This is a genomic window from Pantoea sp. BAV 3049, from assembly GCF_009765445.1.
In the GTDB taxonomy this organism is placed as follows: Bacteria; Pseudomonadota; Gammaproteobacteria; order Enterobacterales; family Enterobacteriaceae; genus Erwinia.
In genome coordinates this window covers 24,836-45,679 of the sequence record NZ_WHOY01000031.1, presented here as the reverse complement: position 1 = coordinate 45,679, position 20,844 = coordinate 24,836, and the positions used below count along the sequence as shown (strand labels likewise).

Genomic DNA, 20,844 nt, shown 5'->3' with positions numbered 1-20,844 from the left:
CCGCTTCTCCTGACTCAGCTAACTAATATTCGGCATTGGACGGCCCGTTTGGGCGAAGGCCAACAGTGTAAACTGTTTTACCCACCGAGCGGTAGCCGGAAAGCGCGCTTTTTACGCAAACGATTGGCTTCAGTGCTGGCACGGTTTTTTCCTCTTTTTTGCAACCCTTCTCTTCACGATATTTCATCATCATCCAGATGCAGTTCCTTCACATTGTCCGCCAGTCTGTGGCGAAAAATGCCCCTGCCGCTTTAAGGTGTATTTACAATGCCTGTTAAAGCACTATAAGATGCATTTAAAATACATCTTTATAATTCCTGCAAGGAGCTTTGCCATGTTAGACGCCAGGACCATCGCCACCGTTAAAGCCACTATTCCTGCCCTGCTCGCCACCGGCCCCCGCCTGACCGCCCATTTTTATGACCGCATGTTTGCGCACAATCCGGAGCTGAAGGACATTTTCAATATGAGCAACCAGCGCAACGGCAACCAGCGTGAAGCGCTGTTCAATGCCATCTGCGCTTATGCCAGCAATATCGAAAACCTGGCTGCCCTGCTGCCTGCGGTAGAGAAGATTGCCCAGAAGCACACCAGCTTTGCTATTCAGCCGGAGCAATACCAGATTGTGGGCACGCATTTGCTGGCCACGCTGGATGAGATGCTCAGCCCGGGTCAGGAGGTTCTGGATGCGTGGGGTAAGGCTTACGGCGTGCTGGCGGGCGTATTTATTCAGCGCGAAGAAGAGATTTACCGGGAAGGAGAAAATAAAACGGGCGGCTGGAGAACCCCACGCGCTTTCCACATCAGCGAAATCGCCACGCAGAGTGAGGTGATCAAAAGCTTTACTCTGACGCCAGCTGATGGCCTGCCGGTGGCGGATTATCATGCCGGGCAGTATCTGGGCGTCTGGCTGCGTGAGGAAGGTTTTGCCAACCAGGAGATCCGCCAGTATTCGCTGACCCGGGCACCAAACGGTCGTGATTATCGCATCGCAGTGCGCCATGAAGAAGGCGGCACGGTATCAGGCTGGCTGCATCAGCACGCGAAAGTTGGCGATGAAGTGCATCTGGCGGCACCGGCAGGTGACTTCTTCCTGAACGTAGAACCGGAAACACCGGTTACGCTGATTTCGGCCGGTGTGGGACAGACGCCGATGCTGGCAATGCTGGACGTGCTGGCCGCGCAGCGACATCCGGCGCGCGTACAGTGGTTCCATGCAGCTGATAACGGCAAACGACACGCTTTCCGCGAAGAAGTTGCTGCAGCAGGCAACCGGCTTGGCAACTTCGCGCAGCACCTCTGGTACAGCCAGCCACTGCCGCAGGATAAAGGCAACTATGACAGCGAAGGCCTGACAGACCTGATGCCTGTTGAAAGCCAGCTCAGCGATCCTGCAATGCATTACTACCTGTGCGGCCCGGTAGGGTTTATGCAGCATGTTGCGCGCCAGTTGCTGAGTATGGAGATTACAGAAGACCGTATTCACTACGAAGTGTTTGGCCCGCATAAAGTGATTTGATTAGACAGGCAACATGCCGATCATTATTAAAAACACAGCCGCCCTGCCGGGCGGCTGTGTTTTAAAATTCACGACTGACAATAATATAGCCGTTGAAATCAATTGAACATTCATCGTCGTTAACTAAGGCAGAGGCAATGAATACATTTTTTTTTCGTTCGTTATTAAAATAGGTGATCTTAACAATAAGATTTCTGACATTATGTTCAGAATAGATTCTTTTGTACCTCTCTACGCTAAGCCATTTATCTTTATCATTATCCCATGATTTCTGCGCTAAATATTCGGCAAAAAGGGGACTGACCAGCCTGTTATCCAGAAGCTCCATTTTTGTCTGACCTCTTGCCACCACCGATTGATCTATTTTCAAGTTATCAATCATGGAATCAAACATAGAGATCTCAACAGATGAATCGGGCACGACACAAGCATCAGGTTCGACAGGGATTGTGTGGACACAGCCTGTCAGTAAAGGAATAAACATTAAAACCCTGAAGAAATTCATTTAACAATCAACTCCCTGTCACCACTTTCCCAAATTTTTTCCCTGAAGTCCTTTTCTGCAACAATACAGCCCTCAGAAGCCGATCCCGGCTCTTTCTTACTGTCGCCATGGATTCTGAAATCACCACGTCCACACATATTATTAGCGCTTTGTGGAATCAACACCAGAGTATAGGGCCCGGTTTTTTTTGAATCGTAAGGAGCACCTATACGATAGCTTCCGCGCGGCAGTGGGCCTTTATTTTTAATACACTCAAATCCAGGGTCATTTTTATACCCAACAGCACCAGCATACTGGGATTTAAATTTTAGTTCACCGTTAAGGTGAAACTCTTTCGTCCTGACGTTATAAGTCCATGTCATTCCTGTTTCCCTTTTTCTGTCATCCTGAAACCCCTTCAGGATCAGATGCCATGACATTAACAAAAGGTCAGCCAACATTCCGGGCAGAGATCACAATTTAACCAGCGATGAACACAATGAAAATAAAAGGGGCGGATATCCTGAGATACCCGCCCCTTTTCCGATCCTGCCCGCAGCCAGAATTAAATCGCTTCTTCGTCTTCTTCGCCCGTACGGATACGTACCACGCGCGCCACGTCGTACACAAAGATTTTACCATCACCAATTTTGCCGGTCTGCGCGGTGCGCATGATGGTTTCCACGCAGGTATCGACGATGTCGTCAGCAATGACGATCTCAATCTTCACCTTCGGCAGAAAATCGACCATATATTCCGCGCCGCGATAGAGCTCAGTGTGCCCTTTCTGGCGTCCAAAACCTTTCACTTCAGTAACGGTCATGCCGGTGATCCCTACTTCGGCCAGCGCTTCACGCACGTCATCGAGTTTGAACGGTTTGATAATTGCATCAATCTTTTTCATGGCAGACCCTTTTCATTCCCTCCGCACCCGGAGGGTAAACATGAGTATAAATGCAGCGGACAGGTCCCGCTGCGCGGTCTGTCTCTATTTCAGGAGGCCTAAGCTACCATATCCCGGCAGCAAAGCGGCACTGAAAAAACTACTCTTTAAAATCAGACGCATCCAACTCGTGGCGCGACAGCAATTTATAAAACTCGGTCCGGTTGCGCCCGGCCAGACGTGCAGCGTGGGTCACGTTGCCTTTGGTCATCTGCAGCAGCTTGCGTAAGTAGTTCAGTTCAAACTGGTTTCTGGCTTCCACAAAAGTGGGTAACGCGGTGTTCTCGCCCACCAGTGCCTGCTCGACCAGCGCTTCACCGATCACCGGCGCAGAAGTCAGCGCCACGCACTGCTCAATGACGTTCACCAGCTGACGCACGTTGCCCGGCCAGCTCGCAGCCATCAGGCGTTTCATCGCATCGGTTGAGAAGCTGCGTACGAACGGTTTGTGGCGCTCTGCCGACTGCTTCAGCAGATGATTTGCCAGCAGCGGAATATCTTCAGAACGTTCATGCAGTGCCGGGATTTTCAGGTTCACCACATTCAACCGGTAGAACAGATCTTCACGGAACTCTTTCTTCTCCATCGCCTTAGGCAGATCGCGATGGGTCGCCGAAAGAATACGCACGTTGATATCCAGGTCGCGGTTGCTGCCGAGCGGACGTACCTTACGCTCCTGCAACACGCGCAGCAGCTTGACCTGCAGCGCCTGCGGCATATCACCGATTTCATCCAGGAACAGTGTCCCACCTTCGGCCGCCTGGAACAGCCCTTCACGATTACTGACCGCCCCGGTAAATGCGCCTTTGGCGTGGCCGAACAGCTCGGACTCCAGCAGCTGCTCGGGCAGCGCGCCGCAGTTAATCGCAATGAAAGCCTTGCCCGCCCGTGGGCTGGCGGCATGGATCGCCTGCGCCAGAATCTCTTTACCGGTACCGCTCTGCCCGTTAATCAACACGCTGACATCGGACTGGGCCACCATTCTGGCCTGCTCCAGCATCCGCAACATGAGCGGGCTGCGGGTAACAATACTTTCCCGCCAGGCATCGTCACTGGCAGGCGCACGATGGACCAGTGCCTGATCAATCGCACTATAGAGCGCATCGCGATCGACAGGTTTGGTCAGGAAGCTGAACACGCCCTGTTGGGTTGCCGAAACGGCTTCCGGAATCGATCCGTGCGCGGTGAGGATAATCACCGGCATACCGGGCTGAATTTTCTGAATCTCAGTGAACAGCGCCAGGCCGTCCATCTCATCCATTCGCAGATCGCTGATCACCAAATCGATCTTCTCACGCTGCAGGGTTCGCAGAGCTTCTGGTCCGCTTTCGGCGGTTAACACTCTGAAGCCTTCACTTCCCAGACGCATTCCCAGTAGCTTAAGCAGGCTGGGATCGTCGTCCACCAGCAGCAGGCTGGCCGATTTCTTTATCATGGCTGGCTACCGTCAGTGTTATTTCCGGGTGATGAGTTACCCGCCCCGCCACTTTTATCACTGTGGCTGCTGTCAGAGGTGTCGGGTGAACGCCGCGATGACAGCTGACGCTCAATGTCGGTCAGCGTCTCCAGTTTACGGCGGGTAACGTTCAGTTCTTTGTTCAGGCTCAGCTGCTGCTGGCGCAGGGCATCCAGCTCTGCATCGCTTGCCTGTTGCAGATGGTGATAGCGGGTTCGCTCTTCTGACAGCTGTAACAGTCCCATCTGATCGTCGCGCCAGAGCTGTATCAGCACCCGCACGGATGAGGGGTAGCTCTGGCTGAAGGTATCCAGTCGCTGCAGGTATTCCCGTCGCTCCACCGGCGTGACGTTGCCATTGGCCATCAGCACGCCCTGCTTGAAGGCGCTCTGCCAGTTGTCATCCGGCCAGCGGCGCGCTTCTGCACGAGCATCCGCAGGGGAAAGCCTGACGGCACAGTCCATCGCCCGCAGCCAGTAGAGAGAATTGCCCGTGGTTTTCCCATCATCCGCCTGCCAGATGTGGTCGCACGGCACCAGCTGAAAATCGACGACTTTAATTTCTGGCACCACCAGCGTGCTGCCTTTGCCTGTTGCGGACGGGCCAGACGACTTCGCGCTGCAACCCGCCAGCAGAATGGCAAACAGGGCTGCTGCCGTGAATTTTCCTGCGGTGAACCAGGGTGTTAAGGCTGCAGGACAGGATTTTTTTTTCATTATTGTTCGTTCCCGGCAATAGTGTTGAGTTCAATTCTGAAGCAGACATCAGCCCCCTCACTGCTGACCAGTTGGAGGTCGCCCTGCAGGCGTTGCAGACAGTCTTTAGCAATACTGAGCCCAAGCCCGCTGCCTTTAACGGCCCCCTTGCGCTGCTGACTCCCCTGGAAAAAGGGTTCAAAGATCATTGCCTGCTCGGTCTGCGGCACGGGCGTCCCGGTGTTTGCCACCTCAATGATGACTCTGCGGCCCTGCTGACGACTGCGGATCCAGATGGTACCGGATTCAGCCCCGTAGTGTATCGCATTCGAATAAAGATTATCGATGGCCCTGGCGAGCAGCGTCATCTCTCCCTGGCAGGCGCTGGCACCAAGGTCGATCTCAGTCTGCATCAATTTGGCCCGCGCCGTCAGGCTGTGAGTGCTGACAATCCCCTCAACCAGCGGTTTAAGCTGCACCGGCTCCAGCGCGATCTGCGCTTCGGAGAGCTTACGGTTGTAATCCAGCAGCTGTTCAATCAGCCGCTGCAGGTGACGGCTGCTTTCATCCAGAATGCTCACTACCTCGTGCTGATCGGGCGTCAGCGGGCCTGCCACCTCATCCGCCAGCAGCGCCGTACCTTCACGCATGCTGGCCAGCGGCGTTTTCAGCTCGTGCGAGAGATGACGCAGAAACTCGTGGCGCTGCGACTCCAGCCAGGCCAGGCGCTCGCTCAGCCAAAGGATCCGTTGCCCCAGCGAGCGCAGCTCACGCGGGCCTTTAAAGGCCAGATTGTGGCCCAGCGTTCGCCCTTCACCAAGCCGGTTAATCATTCGTTCAACGGCTTTCACCGGCCCGATAATCATGCGGGTAAACAACAGCACCAGCCCGAGACTGAGCAGGAAAAGGATCAGCGCCTGCCAGCCAAAGTACTGGCCGCGCTCGGCAATCTCACGCTGCAGCTGTATCCCTCTGGCGAAAACCACTTCGCGCGTGGACTGCACCAATTGAGCATTCGCGGAGGAAAAAGCTTCCAGCCCGTCAGAGGCGGCTTTCACCGGGTTACTGTTTTCGCAGGTGATTTTACTGAGCTGGGTGAGGGACTGGCGCAACGAATCGTAAATGCGCTTATCCGGCAGCACCGAAACGTGGGCATCCAGCAACTGAGCATATTTGGTACGTTGGGTTTGATAGAGGTTTGCCAGCATCGGATCGTCCAGCACGCAGTACTGGCGATAGCTGCGCTCCAGTTCAAGGGCGGTGCGGGCCATCGCCTCGCTGCGCCGCACGTCAGTCAGGGTGGTGCGATTGGTATCGGCAGCCCGATCGCTCAGCGCGGACAAACTCTCCCAGGCCTGCCAGGCCAGCACCAGCAGCGGCAACAGCACCAACAGAAAAGCCATCAGCACCAGCTGACGCAGGGAACGGGGGAATAAACGCCATGTTTTCACGGGACACTCTCAGTTAACCATCTGTTCCGATGCTAACGGAGTGCAGCTCCGGAAGAAAGCCCTGAGAACAAAACGAAAAATGGCAGATTCAGAGAATCTGCCACTGGAGTGTGAGGACCCGCGATCATCACAGAAAATAGGTGGTGCCTAACTCAACGTTGCGTCCGATGCTTGATAAAGCCACAAAGTGGTCTGTTATCGGTGTGGTGGACGGCAGGCACCGTATTGTGCGTCATTCGGGTTGTTAAGAAGCGCTTGTCCGCTTGCGCAGGGCTGTCGTAACCAGATGAATGAGCCACTAATATTATTGTAGCAATAGCCGTGCCATGCTTGAAAATTATTTCTATTTACCTGATTTAACTCAAAAAAAAATATTATAAAGTCAAACTGGAGGCGCATTTTTACCTGGTGGTCAAAACAGACTGTCGCTAACAGGCAACAATCTTAAGATAAACCGCAGCAGGCATTAAAAATCAATCAGTTAAATGTCGCCTTTCGGCGACACTCATTACCGGTCACTGTCGGGATTTTGCAACACCTCAGCCCAACTGCTTACGCGCATTGCGGAATATACGCATCCACGGGCTGTCCTCGCCCCACTCTGCCGGGTGCCAGGAGTTACTTACGGTACGGAACACTCGCTCAGGATGCGGCATCATGATAGTGACGCGACCACTTTCGTTAGTGACCGCTGTGATACCGTTCGGGGAGCCGTTCGGATTCACCGGATACTGTTGAGTCACCTTACCGAAGTTGTCCACGAAGCGCAGGGCAACCAGACCTTTGTGCTCAAGCGTGGACAGGTGAGCTTCGTCACGAACTTCCACAAACCCTTCTCCGTGGGAAACCGCGACTGGCATCCGTGAACCGACCATACCGTCCAGCAGCAGTGACGGGCTGGCTGCCACCTCTACCAGGCTGAAGCGGGCTTCAAAACGCTCGGACTGATTGCGTACAAAGCGCGGCCAGGCCTCGCTGCCAGGGATCACTTCGCGCAGGTTCGACATCATCTGGCAGCCGTTACACACGCCCAGCGCCAGCGTCTCCGGACGATGGAAGAAGGTTTCGAACTCATCACGCACGCGGCTGTTAAAGAGAATGGACTTCGCCCAGCCTTCACCCGCGCCCAGCACGTCACCATAGGAGAAGCCGCCACAGGCCACCAGCGTCTGGAAATCTTCCAGGCCACGGCGTCCTGCCAGCAGGTCGCTCATATGCACATCAACCGCATCAAAACCGGCGCGGTGGAAAGCGGCCGCCATTTCAACATGGGAGTTCACTCCCTGCTCACGCAGCACGGCGACTTTTGGACGGGCACCGGTAGCGATATATGGCGCAGCAATATCTTCCTGCGGCTGGAAGGTCAGCGCGACGTTCAGGCCAGGGTCGAGATCGTTCTTCTTCGCTTCGTGTTCCTGATCGGCACACGCCGGGTTATCACGCAGGCGCTGCATCTGCCAGGTGGTTTCGGCCCACCAGGCACGCAGCGTGGTGCGGCTTTCGCTGTACACCGCCGAATCGCCGGAGGTGATAACAAAGCGGTCGCCCGTCTGAGCACTTCCCAGATAATGGACACAGCCAGCGAGACCGTTATCCGCAAAGACCTGCTCAACCTGAGCGCGATCCGCAGCGGCAACCTGAATCACTGCACCCAGCTCTTCGTTAAACAGCGCGGCCAGCGCATCGTTGCCCAGAGCGGAAATATCCGCATCCAGACCGCAATGACCGGCGAAGGCCATCTCGGCCAGCGTCACCAGCAGACCGCCGTCTGAACGGTCGTGATAGGCCAGCAATTTTTCATCTGCAACCAGCGTCTGGATAGCGTTGAAAAAACCAGCCAGCTGCTGCGCGTCGCGCACATCGGCAGGCTTGTCGCCCAGCTGACGATAAACCTGTGACAGTGCCGTGGCCCCAAGGGCGTTAACCCCCTTGCCCAGGTCGATTAACAGCAGCGCATTGTCCACCTGAGGTTGAAGCTGAGGAGTCACGGTGCGACGCACATCTTCCACGCGGGCAAATGCAGTGATCACCAGCGACAGTGGAGAGGTCATCTCACGCTGTTCTGTACCGTGCTGCCAGCGGGTTTTCATCGACATGGAGTCTTTGCCCACCGGAATGGTGATACCCAGCGCCGGGCAAAGCTCTTCGCCCACGGCCTTCACCGCCTCATACAGGCCGGCATCTTCACCCGGGTGACCGGCGGCGGCCATCCAGTTGGCGGAGAGCTTGATGCGCTTCAGCGAACCAATTTGAGTCGCCGCGATGTTGGTGATCGCTTCCCCCACGGCCAGACGACCGGAAGCCGCAAAGTCCAGCAGCGCCACCGGAGCACGTTCCCCCAGCGCCATTGCTTCACCATAGTAGCTGTCCAGGCTGGCAGTGGTGACCGCACAGTTGGCTACCGGGATCTGCCACGGGCCGACCATCTGGTCACGGGCAACCATACCGGTCACAGAGCGGTCACCGATGGTGATGAGGAAGGTTTTTTCCGCCACGGCTGGCAGGTGCAGAATGCGTTTAACAGCATCCGCTACGGTAATGGTTTCACGAACCAACGGTTCGCCCGTGGCCTTCAGCGTGGTCACGTCGCGGGTCATTTTCGGGGTCTTGCCCAGTAAAACGTCCAGCGGCATATCAATAGGTTTGTTATCAAAGTGGCTGTCTGACAGCGACAGGTGCATCTCTTCGGTGGCTTCACCAATCACCGCATAAGGCGCACGTTCACGCTGACACAGCGCATCGAACTCAGCCAGCTTCTCAGGTGCAACTGCCAGAACGTAACGCTCCTGTGATTCGTTACACCAGACTTCCAGCGGGCTCATGCCGGGTTCATCGCTCAGGATGTCACGCAGGTTGAAACGACCGCCACGCTCGCCATCGCTGACCAGCTCTGGCATGGCGTTGGAAAGACCGCCAGCTCCCACATCGTGGATAAACAGAATCGGGTTGTTTTCGCCCAGCTGCCAGCAGCGGTCAATCACTTCCTGACAACGGCGTTCCATCTCCGGGTTATCACGCTGTACGGAAGCGAAATCCAGATCGGCATCAGACTGGCCGGAAGCCATGGAAGAAGCCGCCCCACCGCCCAGGCCGATATTCATCGCCGGGCCACCCAGCACGATCAGCTTCGCGCCAACGGTAATCTCACCTTTCTGCACGTGGTCAGCACGGATATTTCCGATGCCGCCCGCCAGCATGATTGGCTTGTGGTAACCGCGCAGCTCAACGCCGTTGTGGCTGTTAACCTGCTCTTCGTAGGTACGGAAGTAGCCGTTCAGGGCCGGGCGACCAAATTCATTGTTAAACGCAGCGCCACCCAATGGACCTTCGGTCATGATATCCAGCGCGGTGACAATGCGATCCGGCTTGCCGAAATCTTCTTCCCAGGGCTGTTCGAAGCCAGGAATGCGCAGGTTTGAAACGGAAAAGCCCACCAGGCCAGCCTTCGGCTTGGCGCCACGGCCGGTTGCCCCTTCATCACGGATTTCACCACCGGAACCGGTAGCCGCACCCGGCCATGGCGAGATGGCCGTCGGGTGGTTGTGCGTCTCCACTTTCATTAAAATATGCGCGTCTTCCTGATGGAAGTCGTACTGGCTGTTGGCATCAGCATAAAAACGGCCTACCTGAGCCCCTTCCATCACCGCAGCATTGTCTTTGTAAGCAGACAGCACGTGATCCGGGGTTTTCTCAAAGGTATTTTTGATCATTTTGAACAGCGACTTCGGCTGTTGCTTGCCGTCAATCACCCAGTCGGCGTTGAAGATCTTGTGGCGACAGTGCTCAGAGTTCGCCTGAGCAAACATGTACAGTTCAATGTCGTTAGGATTACGCCCGAGCTTTTCAAAGGCCGCCAGCAGGTAGTCGATTTCATCGTCTGCCAACGCCAGACCCAGCTTGCGGTTAGCCTGCTCCAGCGCGGAGCGGCCCTCACCCAGCACGTCCACGCTCTGCAGTGGCGCAGGCTGGTGATGGGCAAACAGTTGTTCTGCTTGTGACAGCTCGCTGAGCACCACTTCCATCATGCGGTCGTGCAGCAGAGAGGCCAGCTGTGACCACTGGGCTTCAGTTAACTGTGGCGCTTTAACATAGAAAGCCAGACCGCGCTCAAGGCGCAGAACCTGAGGCAGATCGCAGTTATGGGCAATATCAGTAGCCTTGGATGACCACGGAGAAATCGTACCCGGGCGAGGCGTCACCAGAATCAGGCGACCTTCCGGTGCGTGTTCGGCGAGAGAGGGACCGTATTTCAGCAGACGCTGTAAACGGGCTTTTTCATCAGCTGCAAGTGGTGCGCTGACATCGGCAAAATGGACGTACTCAGCGTAAATGTCGCTCACCGGCAGGTGAGCGTCCTGAAAGCGGGCCAGCAATTTAGTAATACGAAATGCCGACAGAGCGGGCGAACCACGCAGAATTTCCATCATCAAAGATCTCTCGTCAGAGCGCCGGGCGACGCTTCTTTGGGGCGCAACAGGGAAAACGGGCGGTATTATAGAGAATCCCCGCACGTTACGAAACCGTTTGCGCAGCTTTTTTCGGGCCGGGGAATTGGCTGAAAATCGCACAATTCCGGATGAATTCAGTTGCGCAGGACACCTGAGTTGCGCAAAATGCCCCACGCTCAGGAACCATTATAGACAACGAATACTGCCGGTACAGACAGAGACCTGAGAGCAATCGAGAGATAACTATTTGAAACGCCTTAAAATTAATTATCTGTTTATCGGGCTTGTCACCGTGCTGCTCGCGCTGGCGCTGTGGCCGTCGATCCCATGGTACGGCGGAACGCAGGACCGGATAGAACAGATAAAATCACGGGGAGTGCTGCGTGTGAGCACGCTGAACTCTCCGTTGACTTACTACACCGTGAACAAAGCCCCGGCCGGAATGGATTATGAGCTGGCGAAGCGCTTCGCCAGTTATCTGGGCGTCAAACTGCAAATTACTGTCCGTCAGAACCTGAGCGATCTGTTTGACGATCTGGAAGATGACAAAGCTGACGTGCTGGCGGCCGGATTAATTTACAACAGCGATGGTCGTTCACGCTTTCGCACCGGGCCAACTTACTACTCCGTCTCGCAGCAGCTGGTGTACCGGATGGGCAAACCCCGTCCGCAAAACCTCGGCTCGCTGAAAGGTCGGCTGACCGTTGCGTCGGATTCGGCCTATCTTTCGACGCTGCGCAACATGAAGCAGAACCAGTATCCCGATCTCGACTGGGCAATCTCTACAGACCAAAGTCCCACTACCCTGCTGGAAGCAGTGGCGGACGGCAAGCTCGACTATACGGTGGGTGATTCAGTGTCGATTGCTCTGCTGCAGCGCATTCATCCGCAGCTGGCCGTGGCGTTCGATATCACCGAAGAGGAGCCGGTGACCTGGTATATTCCGCGCGATCAGGATGACAGCCTTGATGCCGCGATGCTGGATTATTTCAACCAGATGGGCGAAGAAGGGGCGATGGCGCGGCTGGATGAGAAATACCTCGGCCACGTCGGCACATTTGACTATGTGGATACCAGCACTTTCCTGCGCGCTATCGACGGAACGCTGCCGACCATCAGGCCGCTGTTCCAGAAATACGCCAGCGACATCGACTGGCGACTGCTGGCGGCAATCTCTTATCAGGAATCACACTGGAATCCACAGGCCACCTCCCCTACCGGAGTGCGCGGGATGATGATGTTGACCCGAAACACAGCGGAGAGCCTCAACGTCAGCGATCGAACCGATCCGGAGCAAAGTATTCGCGGCGGCAGTGAGTACCTGGTACGTATGATGGAGAAGGTCCCCGCCACCATTCCGGAAGACGAGAAAATCTGGTTCGCCCTGGCGGCTTATAATATGGGGTATGCGCATATGCTGGACGCGCGCAAGCTGACTGAAAAGCAGAAAGGTAATCCTGACAGCTGGGCCGACGTGAAGCAGCGGCTGCCAATGCTCAGCCAGAAGCGCTACTACAGCCAGACCAACTTCGGTTATGCCCGTGGGCAGGAAGCCTATAACTACGTTGAGAACATCCGTATTTATCAGCTGAGTCTGGTGGGGTATTTGCAGGATCAGGAGCGAAAACTGGCGCAGCAGGCGGCGATGGAAGCAGAGCTGGGTAAAGGCTACCCGGCTGTTGAGCCGAAGATCGCGATGAACTAGTCGGGGAGCTGGCCGCGCAATTTCTCACGCAGTGCCTTTTTCTCTGCCCGGCGATAACGGAAGAAATCACTCAGCATCGCCGCACACTCTCCGGCCAGCACGCCCTGCTCAATCTTCACCTGATGGTTCATACCGGGATGCCCGAGAACATCAAGCAGCGATCCTGCCGCGCCGGTTTTCTCATCATTAGCGCCATAAACCAGCCTGCCAACTCTTCCGTGCACCATCGCGCCCGCACACATTACGCAGGGTTCGAGCGTCACATACAACGTGGTGTCGATGAGCCGGTAGTTCTGCAGGATTTTACCGCCCTGACGCAGCGCTATAATCTCGGCATGGGCGGTAGGATCATGGCGACCAATAGGCCGGTTCCAGCCTTCTCCAATGACTCTGTCGCCCTGCACCAGCACTGCGCCAACCGGCACTTCGCCTTCATCCCAGGCACGGCGAGCCAGCGTCAATGCGTGGCGCATCCAGAATTCATCACTTGCGGTATTGCTCACCTGAGTCTCCAGCTAAAAAATCGCGGGGTAGTATACCTGTTTACTCAAGCTGTTGCAGTTCGCCCTGCGGTGTGACCCGCCAGCGGTGCTGGCAGAAGAACAACAGAGGGTTATCCTGATTGCTGTCGCTGTAGCCGCTGTAGAGCTGCAAAGGCGTGCCGATCTTCTCTTCAAGCTGGGCTACTTTCTCATGGCCCAGGCAGCGCATTGCCAGCAGGCGGCCACCCAACCCGCGGCTCATCTGGCTGGCGATCAATTTCACTTTCGGTAAAAAGGCCGAGTCAAAATAGACCTGTTCAACCAGCGACTGAGGAGACCCGGTTATCAACCAGACGTCGGCATCTGAGCTGTTAAGATAATCAGTCAGCCGCTGCTGCACGATGGGAAACGCTTTTACACGCTGGCGGAACCATTGTGCAAACTGCTTTTCTTTCCGCGTGAGGCTTTCCTCGCTGTGGCCAAAAGTGATCGCCCATAGCAACATGCTCATTGGCCGGCGAGCGGCCCGACCTTTTAACAGCAGCCAGCTGCCGATAACCGGCAGCAAAGGGACAACCAGCAGCAGATTCAGCGGCTGACGCCAGAGCAGATAGCGCATAAACGTGCCAAACATATCCTGCTGATGCAGCGTGCCGTCTAAATCAAAAAACACCACGCGCCGTTCCTCACCTGCTTTCAAACATTACTCCTCAGGGTCATTAAATCCCATAAACCAGGCAAACAGAAAGCCGCAGATCACCGCGGCCAGCCAGCCTGCCAGATACATCATCAACTTACCAGAGACTAGGGTCAGGGCCAGCAGCAACCCGGAAATGCCGAAGGTGATCACTGTGGCCACTTTGGCAGAGCTTATAACCGCACCGCCGACCGCGCCGCCAAGACAGGCGGCAATAAAGGGCCGTCCCAACGGCAGCGTCACCCCAAAAATCAACGGTTCACCAATGCCCAGAATGCCGACCGGCAATGCCCCCTTCACCAGTTTTTTCAGCCGGGCATTACGTGTTTTCATCAGCACCGCCAGTGAAGCGCCGACCTGTCCCACTCCCGCCATCGCCAGAATCGGCAACAGCGCATTAAAACCGTGAGCCTGCACCAGTTCAACGTGAACAGGCACCATTCCCTGATGCAACCCGGTCAGCACCAGCGGCAGAAAAGTCCCGGCCAGCACTGCACCAACCGCCACTCCGCCACGATCTATCGCCAGCGTGGCACCGTGAGCGATAGCATCAGAAATGATCCCACCCAGCGGCTGCAGCGCCACAATCGCCAGCGAAGCAGTTATTAGTGTAGTCAGAAGCGGGTTAAGGATCAGCTCAACCGACTCTGGCAGCCACTGCCGCAATCTTTTTTCAATCCAGCACATCAGCACCACCACCAGCAGTACCGCGATCACCCCGCCTCGTCCAGGCTGTAACGCTTCACCAAACAGGGTTATCTGCGCCAGCGCCGGGCTGGAGAGGATCCCGGCCATCACTCCGCCCAATGCGACAGAACCGCCAAATACCCGTGCAGTGTTTACGCCAACCAGAATATTCATAATGGTGAAGATAGCGCTGCCAAAGATCGCTGCCAGACCGAGAAAGTTGGGATACTGGCTGGCAAAATCGCCCACAATATCCGGGCGTTTTAAAATATTTACTATGCCGGTGATCAAGCCGGAGGCAATAAAGGCTGGGATCAGAGGAATAAAGACGTTAGCCAGCTGACGCAGCGCATCGCTCATCGGCGCTTTATATTTCACCTTCGCCAGAGCCTTATTCTGGCTGACGGTATCCACTGTGGCCGGAGCCTTCGCTATAAATTCCCGCATCGCCTCCACGACTTTAGAGGCTGCTCCCGGCCCGACGATAAACTGATGCTGATTGCCCTGTTTGACATAACCTTTAACACCGTCAAGCTTTCGCAACCGATCGAGGGCCAGCTGACTTTCATCATGGACCTCAACTCTGACCCGGGTTATGCAGTTCTCCAGACGGGAAATATTTTGTCCGCCCCCTACTCCCTGTAGCAGTTCTGCCGCCAGCCCATCTTTCATGGCTTATCCCCTGTCCTGAAGTGCTGCCCGTAGAAAACCATTATGTTTAACCAGTAGTGCCTTTGCCTGCAAAGCCGGGAGGCCGCTGAGAACCATCAGAATGGCCGTTTTCACTTCGTAACTGGTTTGCTTCAGCGCGGTTTCGGCCTCTTCCGCAGTGCAACCTGTTGCCTGAACAACCATGCGGCTGGCACGATCCACCAGCTTGATATTGGTGGCCTGCATATCCACCATCAGGTTCTGATAGACCTTGCCGGTTTTGACCATCGCCCCGGTGGAAAGCATATTCAGCACCAGTTTCTGCGCAGTGCCAGACTTCAACCGGGTGGAACCGGTAAGCGCTTCCGGCCCGACAACCGGAGAGATGGCAATTTCTGCCTCACGGGCAATGGGAGAGTCCGGATTACAAGAGATGGCCGCCGTCCGGCAGCCAAGCTGGCATGCGAAACGCAATGCTCCAATCACATAAGGCGTGCGGCCTGATGCCGCAATCCCCACCACCATATCCTGCGCGGTCAGATTCAGTGCCTGCAGGTCGCTGACGCCCAACTGTTCATCGTCTTCGGCACCTTCGACAGCTTTAAGCAGTGCGCCGGGACCGCCGGCAATCAGCCCTACCACCAGTCCGTGCGGCACACCAAAAGTAGGAGGACATTCCGAAGCATCCAGCACACCCAGGCGGCCGCTGGTGCCTGCGCCCATGTAGATAAGCCTGCCACCTTCGCTGAGTGACTGAGCGGCAGCATCTACAGCCCGCGCAACTTCCGGCAGGGTTTTGCGCACGGCTTCCGCCACCGTGGCATCCTGCTGGTTAAATTTGCTCACCATCTCCAGCGTGGAGAGATTATCGAGATCCATTGTGTCGGCATTACGTGTTTCGGAAACCAGTGCACCAAGATTCATGCTATCCTCACCAGAATTATTAATTCGTAAAATGGCTGAATTTTTGAATATTATATTCGTAACTGCCTGCCGATTACCCGATTTTAATCATGGAATGTGATTTACATGGCGCTAAACTGAGTGTTTATCTGACAGCCGTCTATTATCACTCCTGATAATTCAAGCTGTTGGCTTCACTACCGGGAGATTTTGTTCAATGAGTTCACTGTTGCGTATTCGTCAGCTCTATCCGACGCTGGCGCTGAACGAGCGTCGACTGGCCGATTTCCTGCTGTCGCAACCGGACCGGGCACGCCACCTCAGCTCGCAAAAACTGGCGGAAGAGTCTGGCGTCAGTCAGTCAAGCGTAGTGAAGTTTGCACAGAAGCTGGGCTACAAAGGCTTTCCGGCGCTGAAGCTGGCACTCAGTGAATCTCTGGCCGATAAAGACGCCATCACCGTGCACAATCTGATCCTCAGTGATGATCCGCTGAAAACAGTGGGCGAAAAGTTGCTGGCAGAGAAACAGTCGGCCATCAGAGCCACGCTGGATATCAACAGTGAAGAGATGCTACTGGAAACGCTGCGGTTGTTGAAAGGAGCCAACCGCATCGTGCTGGTAGGTATAGGCGCATCAGGACTGGTGGCGAAGGATTTTTCGTGGAAATTAATGAAGATTGGGATTAATGCGGTGGCCGAGCAGGACATGCACGCCCTGCTGGCCAGCGTGCAGGCACTGCGTGTGGATGATGTGCTGTTAGCCATTTCCTACACCGGCGAACGTCGTGAAATCAACCTTGCGGCTCAGGAAGCGCAGCGTGCAGGAGCCAACGTGCTGGCCTTCACCGGCTTTACGCCGAACACGCTGCAGCAGTGCGCCACCCATTGCCTGTACACCGTTGCCGAGGAGCAAACTACCCGCAGCGCGGCTATCTCCTCCACCGCCGCCCAGCTGACGCTGACCGACCTGCTCTTTATGGCGCTGGTACAGCGCGACCCGGAGCGGGCTTCCAGCCATATCCGGCACAGCGAGGCATTGGTGAAGAAGTTGGTATAACAGCAGAACAACCAACAGTGATATTACCAAATTAAGGCAAACCGATTGCTGCGTTTTGATGAGATTTAGTATACTTTGACGTTTTCTGGCCCTCATCAAGTTGGACGCATTAGATGAATGAAGGAAGTTTCGAGAGAATTATTGATGAGGCATTCCTCGATCGAAATGTGCATTCACACGTCCTGAAAGCGGCGACCGGGGGAAACGCCTCTGAATCGGAAATCAGACACGTAGTGTTAGGCGTTGACGGCGGTTTTTTGCGTCATGCATTTATTACAATCCAGTCAATTATGGAAGCCTCACCTGGCCAGATTTTCAACTTCCACCTGATTACCGGTGAAAATACCAGCAACGTGAAGAAAAATGCAGCAATTCTGCTGAATGGCAGCCCGCATGGCTTTACGTTGCATAAAATCTCTGCAGAGCTCTTTTCTGATTTCCCGACCACAGCGCTTTTCACTAAAGCCACCTATTATCGCTTACTTGCCCCGCACTTTTTGCAAGGCATAGATACACTTTTGTATCTTGACGCAGATATTGTTTGTTTGAATAATTTTTCCACCCTGTGGAATTCCACAAAAACACATAATAAAACAGCATTTGTTGCTCTTGAGAATGAAAGTATTCGCGGAGAGCTGGCCAGAAATGTTGGTCTGATTACCGAAGACTACTTTAATGCTGGGGTCATGTTGATTGATGTCACTCGCTGGATCACAGAGAAAATATCATTGCAGGTATTTTCAGTACTCAATCACAGAGGTGAGACGTTACAATATCTTGATCAAGATGCGTTAAATATTATTCTTGAAGAGAAGTTTGGTATTTTACCGAAAAAATACAACACACTCTTTAAACTGGGACATAAACCTAAAGATTATATAAGCATGCCTTCGCCTGATACAGTATTTCTGCATTATGCCGGAGCAGATAAACCGTGGCAAAAATGGAATAAACAGGCTGTATGTCAATATTATGTTGATATCTATCAACGTTCAGTCTGGGCTACATATCCTTTTGATGGACCAAAAAACGATCAGCAAGCAAAGAAAATGTACAAATTGATGTTCAGAGAGAAAAAAATACTGAACGGCTTAAAATGGTACTTTGCTTATTTCAAACTTCGTTATTTTAATTGAGCATCTGCGATGAATTTACTCAAAAGCCAGCATAAAGCGTTTTACAATACCTGTTTTTTTGCTCTGGCCATAGCGCTTACTTCAGACCTGTTCATTAAAGGTCTGCCTGAGAAAATATTTTATATCGTAAGTTATGTCAGTATAATTTTTACGGTGACTCATGTTTGGAACAATCGTAGCCAGCTGGTCGATAATCGTCCCCTGTTATGGTTCATGATTTCACTCTTTCTAATGGCCGCTGCCAGAATGATTTGGGGTATTTGTTTCAAACACACAACTTATCAGGATATCCATGATAATTATGTTACCGGAGGCAAGCGTTTTCTGTTGGCTGCCTTTATCATTTTCTATTTTTACAAGGCCCGAAACTCATTAAACAAGACGGTCCTCACGGCAGCTATAGTCGTGATACTTGCCGGACTGGCGTACACTTTGCTTCTTGCTCTTCAGGCGCACTCTCTTGCCGATCCAAGAATTAAACTGACCGCTGACGCAGCTACCACAGCGTCATATTTGACAGTATTTGTATCATTGACTTGCCTGTATTTATCTTTCCAGAGATTTAAAAGCACACCTTTTTCGATATTGTTGTTTTTTGTCATCCTTGCGATAAACATTACATTGGTAATCCTGACAGAAACACGCTCATCAGTGATTGTTGCACCACTGATGTATGTGCTGTTTTTCTTTATGAACTACAGAAAAATCAACAAAGCGATTCTTTACAGCTGTCTGGCTATTTTTATTGCGGTTATTATTGGTACTCCCTATGCCATTTGGGACCGGATGAAAGATATCAAAAGTGACATCGATAATTATCATGTCAACAATGATACTTCTATCGGGGCAAGATTTTCTATCTGGAAATCTGGCTGGCACAGTGTCAACTTCGGTATAGTTGGACAGAATTCTGACGCCCGCACAGAAAAAGCCAGAAGCTATATTGTTAAGTATGAAAAGGATAATCCAGAAGCCTGGAAAAATGTTGCCTATCATTTGCACAATGATATGCTGGAAGTGCTTTCAATACATGGCATACTTGGAATTATCGCACTGGTGGCATTCTATCTGGCCGGTATTGTTTTTTCCCTTTCTAAAGCAATGCGGAGAGAGAATGGAGTGTTATTTATAATTCTTCCTGCGTTCCTGTTTGGCCTGGCGGATACGGTATTAATTCAGGGCAATACCGTATTACTGATTTGTGCCTGCCTGGCTATGATGGTGACAGCCTGGCGTGGCGACCCCAAATAATTCACATTTTATAAATGCTTCGCCAGACGGTACTGAATTCCTTTTCGTTTAAAGGCGTCATCAGATCCGGGGCTGGCAGCATCATCCACGCCGGTGGAGGCGGGCGCGGTTGTGGCTGAACAGCTGTCGGCATACTGCACACTGCGCTCGCCAGTAGGCACATCCCGCTCAAGCTGAGCAACACATTTTTGATCAAGGGCGGCGATATCCTTTAAGCGGTGCTGCATATCCCCCCACCTGCACTTGCTGTAATTTCAGCCGTTCGCTGACGGATAGATATTGATGATGGTAATTAAGTGCCACTTTTATCATGGCGAAAATAATAATCAGCAGAAACAGAAATACTTTCAGGGCAAATTTAACGTTCAGTCAGTTCATTATTATCCTCCCAGAGACACAGAATACGTTCAGTTTCTCGCTGCTTAACCAGCCCTCGCCAGATTTTTTTATCGGCATAAATCCACCGGCGAAACTCATCGCATGCACCAATATGATCGCCAGCATTCAGTTTACTCAACAGTGTGGAATGACTGAATGCCGTCACTCCAACATTAAATGCAAAGCTGTAAAGCGCAGCGCGCTGATAATCGTTAGTCTGAACAACTACCAGCCGATCAACTGATTTTCTGACTTTTACCAGATCGGCATCCAGCAGTAAATCACACTCTTTATCGGTATATATTTTTCCGGGAATAATATTTTCACCCGTATGCCTGTCGCAGACGATAAGGATACCGGCGACATCTTTATAAGGTATATATTCCCGCCCTTCTAATCCATCCTCACCTTTAAGCAGTAATGTTGCTATTAATAATGCCCCACTGCCTGCTGCAGCGAGGAGTTTATTTCTTAACCCAGGAGATAAACCATACCTGCACTCATGAGTATCAGCCTGATATGGACACCTTTTTTCCAGCGCACCGATCTGCGCCAGCGTTGCTTTGCGCTTGTAATACCAGTTGATGATAAAAGTTAACAACCCTACAAAAACACCGGCCAGAACGCCAATGGCGCTCCATTCATCCGGACTTAACCGGGTCAGGAACCCGTTCGTTACAGAACAAGCCGCGGCACCATAAGCCGCCCCTGTGATCAGTTTGCTCATCGTATATACTTATACTCCAGGACAATTGATTCCATTGTTATTGATATTCGTATTGATTCACCTCACATAAAAGACGAGGAGAAAATAGAGAGGCTATTTTTCTTAACAACCATGCTGCAACACTACAGCGGGAAATTCGTTACGAAAAGTCTTTTTATAAAATTTATTAACCTG

19 protein-coding genes are annotated in these 20,844 nt (G+C 53.2%); 5 read left to right on the top strand and 14 right to left on the bottom strand.

Features of this window, described 5'->3' with window-relative positions:
• Positions 1–22: 22 nt before the first annotated feature.
• On the bottom strand, positions 23–193 hold the full coding sequence (locus GSQ70_RS00985; protein ID WP_158780522.1) for a hypothetical protein: 171 nt from the start codon (positions 191–193) through the stop codon (positions 23–25).
• Between the two features lie 141 nt (positions 194–334).
• On the opposite strand from GSQ70_RS00985, the gene hmpA reads away from it, so the two are divergent.
• On the top strand, positions 335–1,519 hold the full coding sequence (gene hmpA, locus GSQ70_RS00980; protein WP_158780521.1) for an NO-inducible flavohemoprotein: 1,185 nt from the start codon (positions 335–337) through the stop codon (positions 1,517–1,519).
• A 61-nt stretch (positions 1,520–1,580) separates the two neighbouring features.
• Here the strand turns inward: hmpA and GSQ70_RS00975 are convergent, their stop codons facing one another.
• The 7 genes from GSQ70_RS00975 to purL all read right to left on the bottom strand — a co-directional run bounded on the left by GSQ70_RS00975 (position 1,581) and on the right by purL (position 10,975).
• Positions 1,581–2,003, bottom strand: coding sequence for a Shiga toxin A subunit (locus GSQ70_RS00975; protein ID WP_158780520.1), 423 nt, complete (start codon positions 2,001–2,003; stop codon positions 1,581–1,583).
• 17 nt (positions 2,004–2,020) lie between these two features.
• Positions 2,021–2,386, bottom strand: a complete 366-nt coding sequence (locus tag GSQ70_RS00970; protein WP_158780519.1) for a tlde1 domain-containing protein — start codon at positions 2,384–2,386, stop codon at positions 2,021–2,023.
• Positions 2,387–2,568: 182 nt separating this feature from the next.
• Positions 2,569–2,907, bottom strand: coding sequence for a nitrogen regulatory protein P-II (glnB, locus tag GSQ70_RS00965; protein ID WP_158780518.1), 339 nt, complete (start codon positions 2,905–2,907; stop codon positions 2,569–2,571).
• A 139-nt stretch (positions 2,908–3,046) separates the two neighbouring features.
• Complete coding sequence (gene glrR, locus GSQ70_RS00960; RefSeq protein ID WP_158780517.1) at positions 3,047–4,381, bottom strand: two-component system response regulator GlrR; 1,335 nt, start codon at positions 4,379–4,381, stop codon at positions 3,047–3,049.
• Positions 4,378–5,118, bottom strand: a complete 741-nt coding sequence (qseG, locus tag GSQ70_RS00955) for a two-component system QseEF-associated lipoprotein QseG (protein WP_158780516.1) — start codon at positions 5,116–5,118, stop codon at positions 4,378–4,380. The genes glrR and qseG overlap by 4 nt, the downstream gene beginning before the upstream one ends.
• Positions 5,118–6,548 (bottom strand): HAMP domain-containing sensor histidine kinase, encoded by a 1,431-nt coding sequence (locus GSQ70_RS00950; protein ID WP_158780515.1) that lies wholly within the window; start codon positions 6,546–6,548, stop codon positions 5,118–5,120. Before GSQ70_RS00950 ends, qseG begins: the two co-directional genes overlap by 1 nt.
• Before the next feature lie 539 nt (positions 6,549–7,087).
• Positions 7,088–10,975, bottom strand: coding sequence for a phosphoribosylformylglycinamidine synthase (gene purL, locus GSQ70_RS00945; RefSeq protein ID WP_158780514.1), 3,888 nt, complete (start codon positions 10,973–10,975; stop codon positions 7,088–7,090).
• Positions 10,976–11,243: 268 nt separating this feature from the next.
• Here purL and mltF point away from each other — a divergent pair, with 268 nt between their 5' ends.
• Entirely contained in the window at positions 11,244–12,701 is a 1,458-nt protein-coding gene (gene mltF, locus GSQ70_RS00940) for a membrane-bound lytic murein transglycosylase MltF (RefSeq protein ID WP_158780513.1), read from the top strand.
• Here mltF and tadA read toward each other — a convergent pair.
• From tadA to murQ, 4 genes are read right to left on the bottom strand one after another with little or no spacing between them, the layout of a single operon-like run.
• Positions 12,698–13,204, bottom strand: a complete 507-nt coding sequence (gene tadA, locus GSQ70_RS00935; RefSeq protein ID WP_158780512.1) for a tRNA adenosine(34) deaminase TadA — start codon at positions 13,202–13,204, stop codon at positions 12,698–12,700. The genes mltF and tadA overlap by 4 nt on opposite strands.
• A gap of 40 nt (positions 13,205–13,244) precedes the next feature.
• Positions 13,245–13,883: a phosphatidylglycerophosphatase C gene (gene yfhb, locus GSQ70_RS00930; RefSeq protein ID WP_158780511.1), complete on the bottom strand. Its 639-nt coding sequence runs from the start codon at positions 13,881–13,883 to the stop codon at positions 13,245–13,247.
• Positions 13,884–13,886: 3 nt separating this feature from the next.
• Positions 13,887–15,239 carry a PTS transporter subunit EIIC gene (locus GSQ70_RS00925; protein WP_158780510.1) on the bottom strand — a complete coding sequence of 451 codons (1,353 nt, stop codon included), beginning with the start codon at positions 15,237–15,239 and terminating at the stop codon, positions 13,887–13,889.
• 3 nt (positions 15,240–15,242) lie between these two features.
• Positions 15,243–16,142 carry an N-acetylmuramic acid 6-phosphate etherase gene (gene murQ, locus GSQ70_RS00920; RefSeq protein WP_158780509.1) on the bottom strand — a complete coding sequence of 300 codons (900 nt, stop codon included), beginning with the start codon at positions 16,140–16,142 and terminating at the stop codon, positions 15,243–15,245.
• A gap of 196 nt (positions 16,143–16,338) precedes the next feature.
• On the opposite strand from murQ, the gene GSQ70_RS00915 reads away from it, so the two are divergent.
• The 3 genes from GSQ70_RS00915 (at position 16,339) to GSQ70_RS00905 (ending at position 19,565) form a co-directional block, all read left to right on the top strand.
• The gene (locus GSQ70_RS00915; protein ID WP_158780508.1) at positions 16,339–17,178 is read left to right on the top strand and encodes a MurR/RpiR family transcriptional regulator; all 840 of its coding nucleotides are present in this window, start codon (positions 16,339–16,341) and stop codon (positions 17,176–17,178) included.
• A gap of 113 nt (positions 17,179–17,291) precedes the next feature.
• Positions 17,292–18,314: a glycosyltransferase family 8 protein gene (locus GSQ70_RS00910; protein ID WP_158780507.1), complete on the top strand. Its 1,023-nt coding sequence runs from the start codon at positions 17,292–17,294 to the stop codon at positions 18,312–18,314.
• A 9-nt stretch (positions 18,315–18,323) separates the two neighbouring features.
• A complete protein-coding gene (locus tag GSQ70_RS00905; protein WP_158780506.1) occupies positions 18,324–19,565 on the top strand; it encodes an O-antigen ligase in 1,242 nt (413 codons plus the stop codon).
• Between the two features lies 1 nt (position 19,566).
• Here GSQ70_RS00905 and GSQ70_RS26290 read toward each other — a convergent pair whose 3' ends face one another.
• Both GSQ70_RS26290 and GSQ70_RS26285 read right to left on the bottom strand, forming a co-directional pair.
• A complete protein-coding gene (locus tag GSQ70_RS26290; protein ID WP_370521100.1) occupies positions 19,567–19,698 on the bottom strand; it encodes a lysis system o-spanin lipoprotein Rz1 in 132 nt (43 codons plus the stop codon).
• Between the two features lie 225 nt (positions 19,699–19,923).
• On the bottom strand, positions 19,924–20,670 hold the full coding sequence (locus GSQ70_RS26285) for a phage holin (RefSeq protein WP_158780504.1): 747 nt from the start codon (positions 20,668–20,670) through the stop codon (positions 19,924–19,926).
• Between the last annotated feature and the right edge of the window lie 174 nt (positions 20,671–20,844).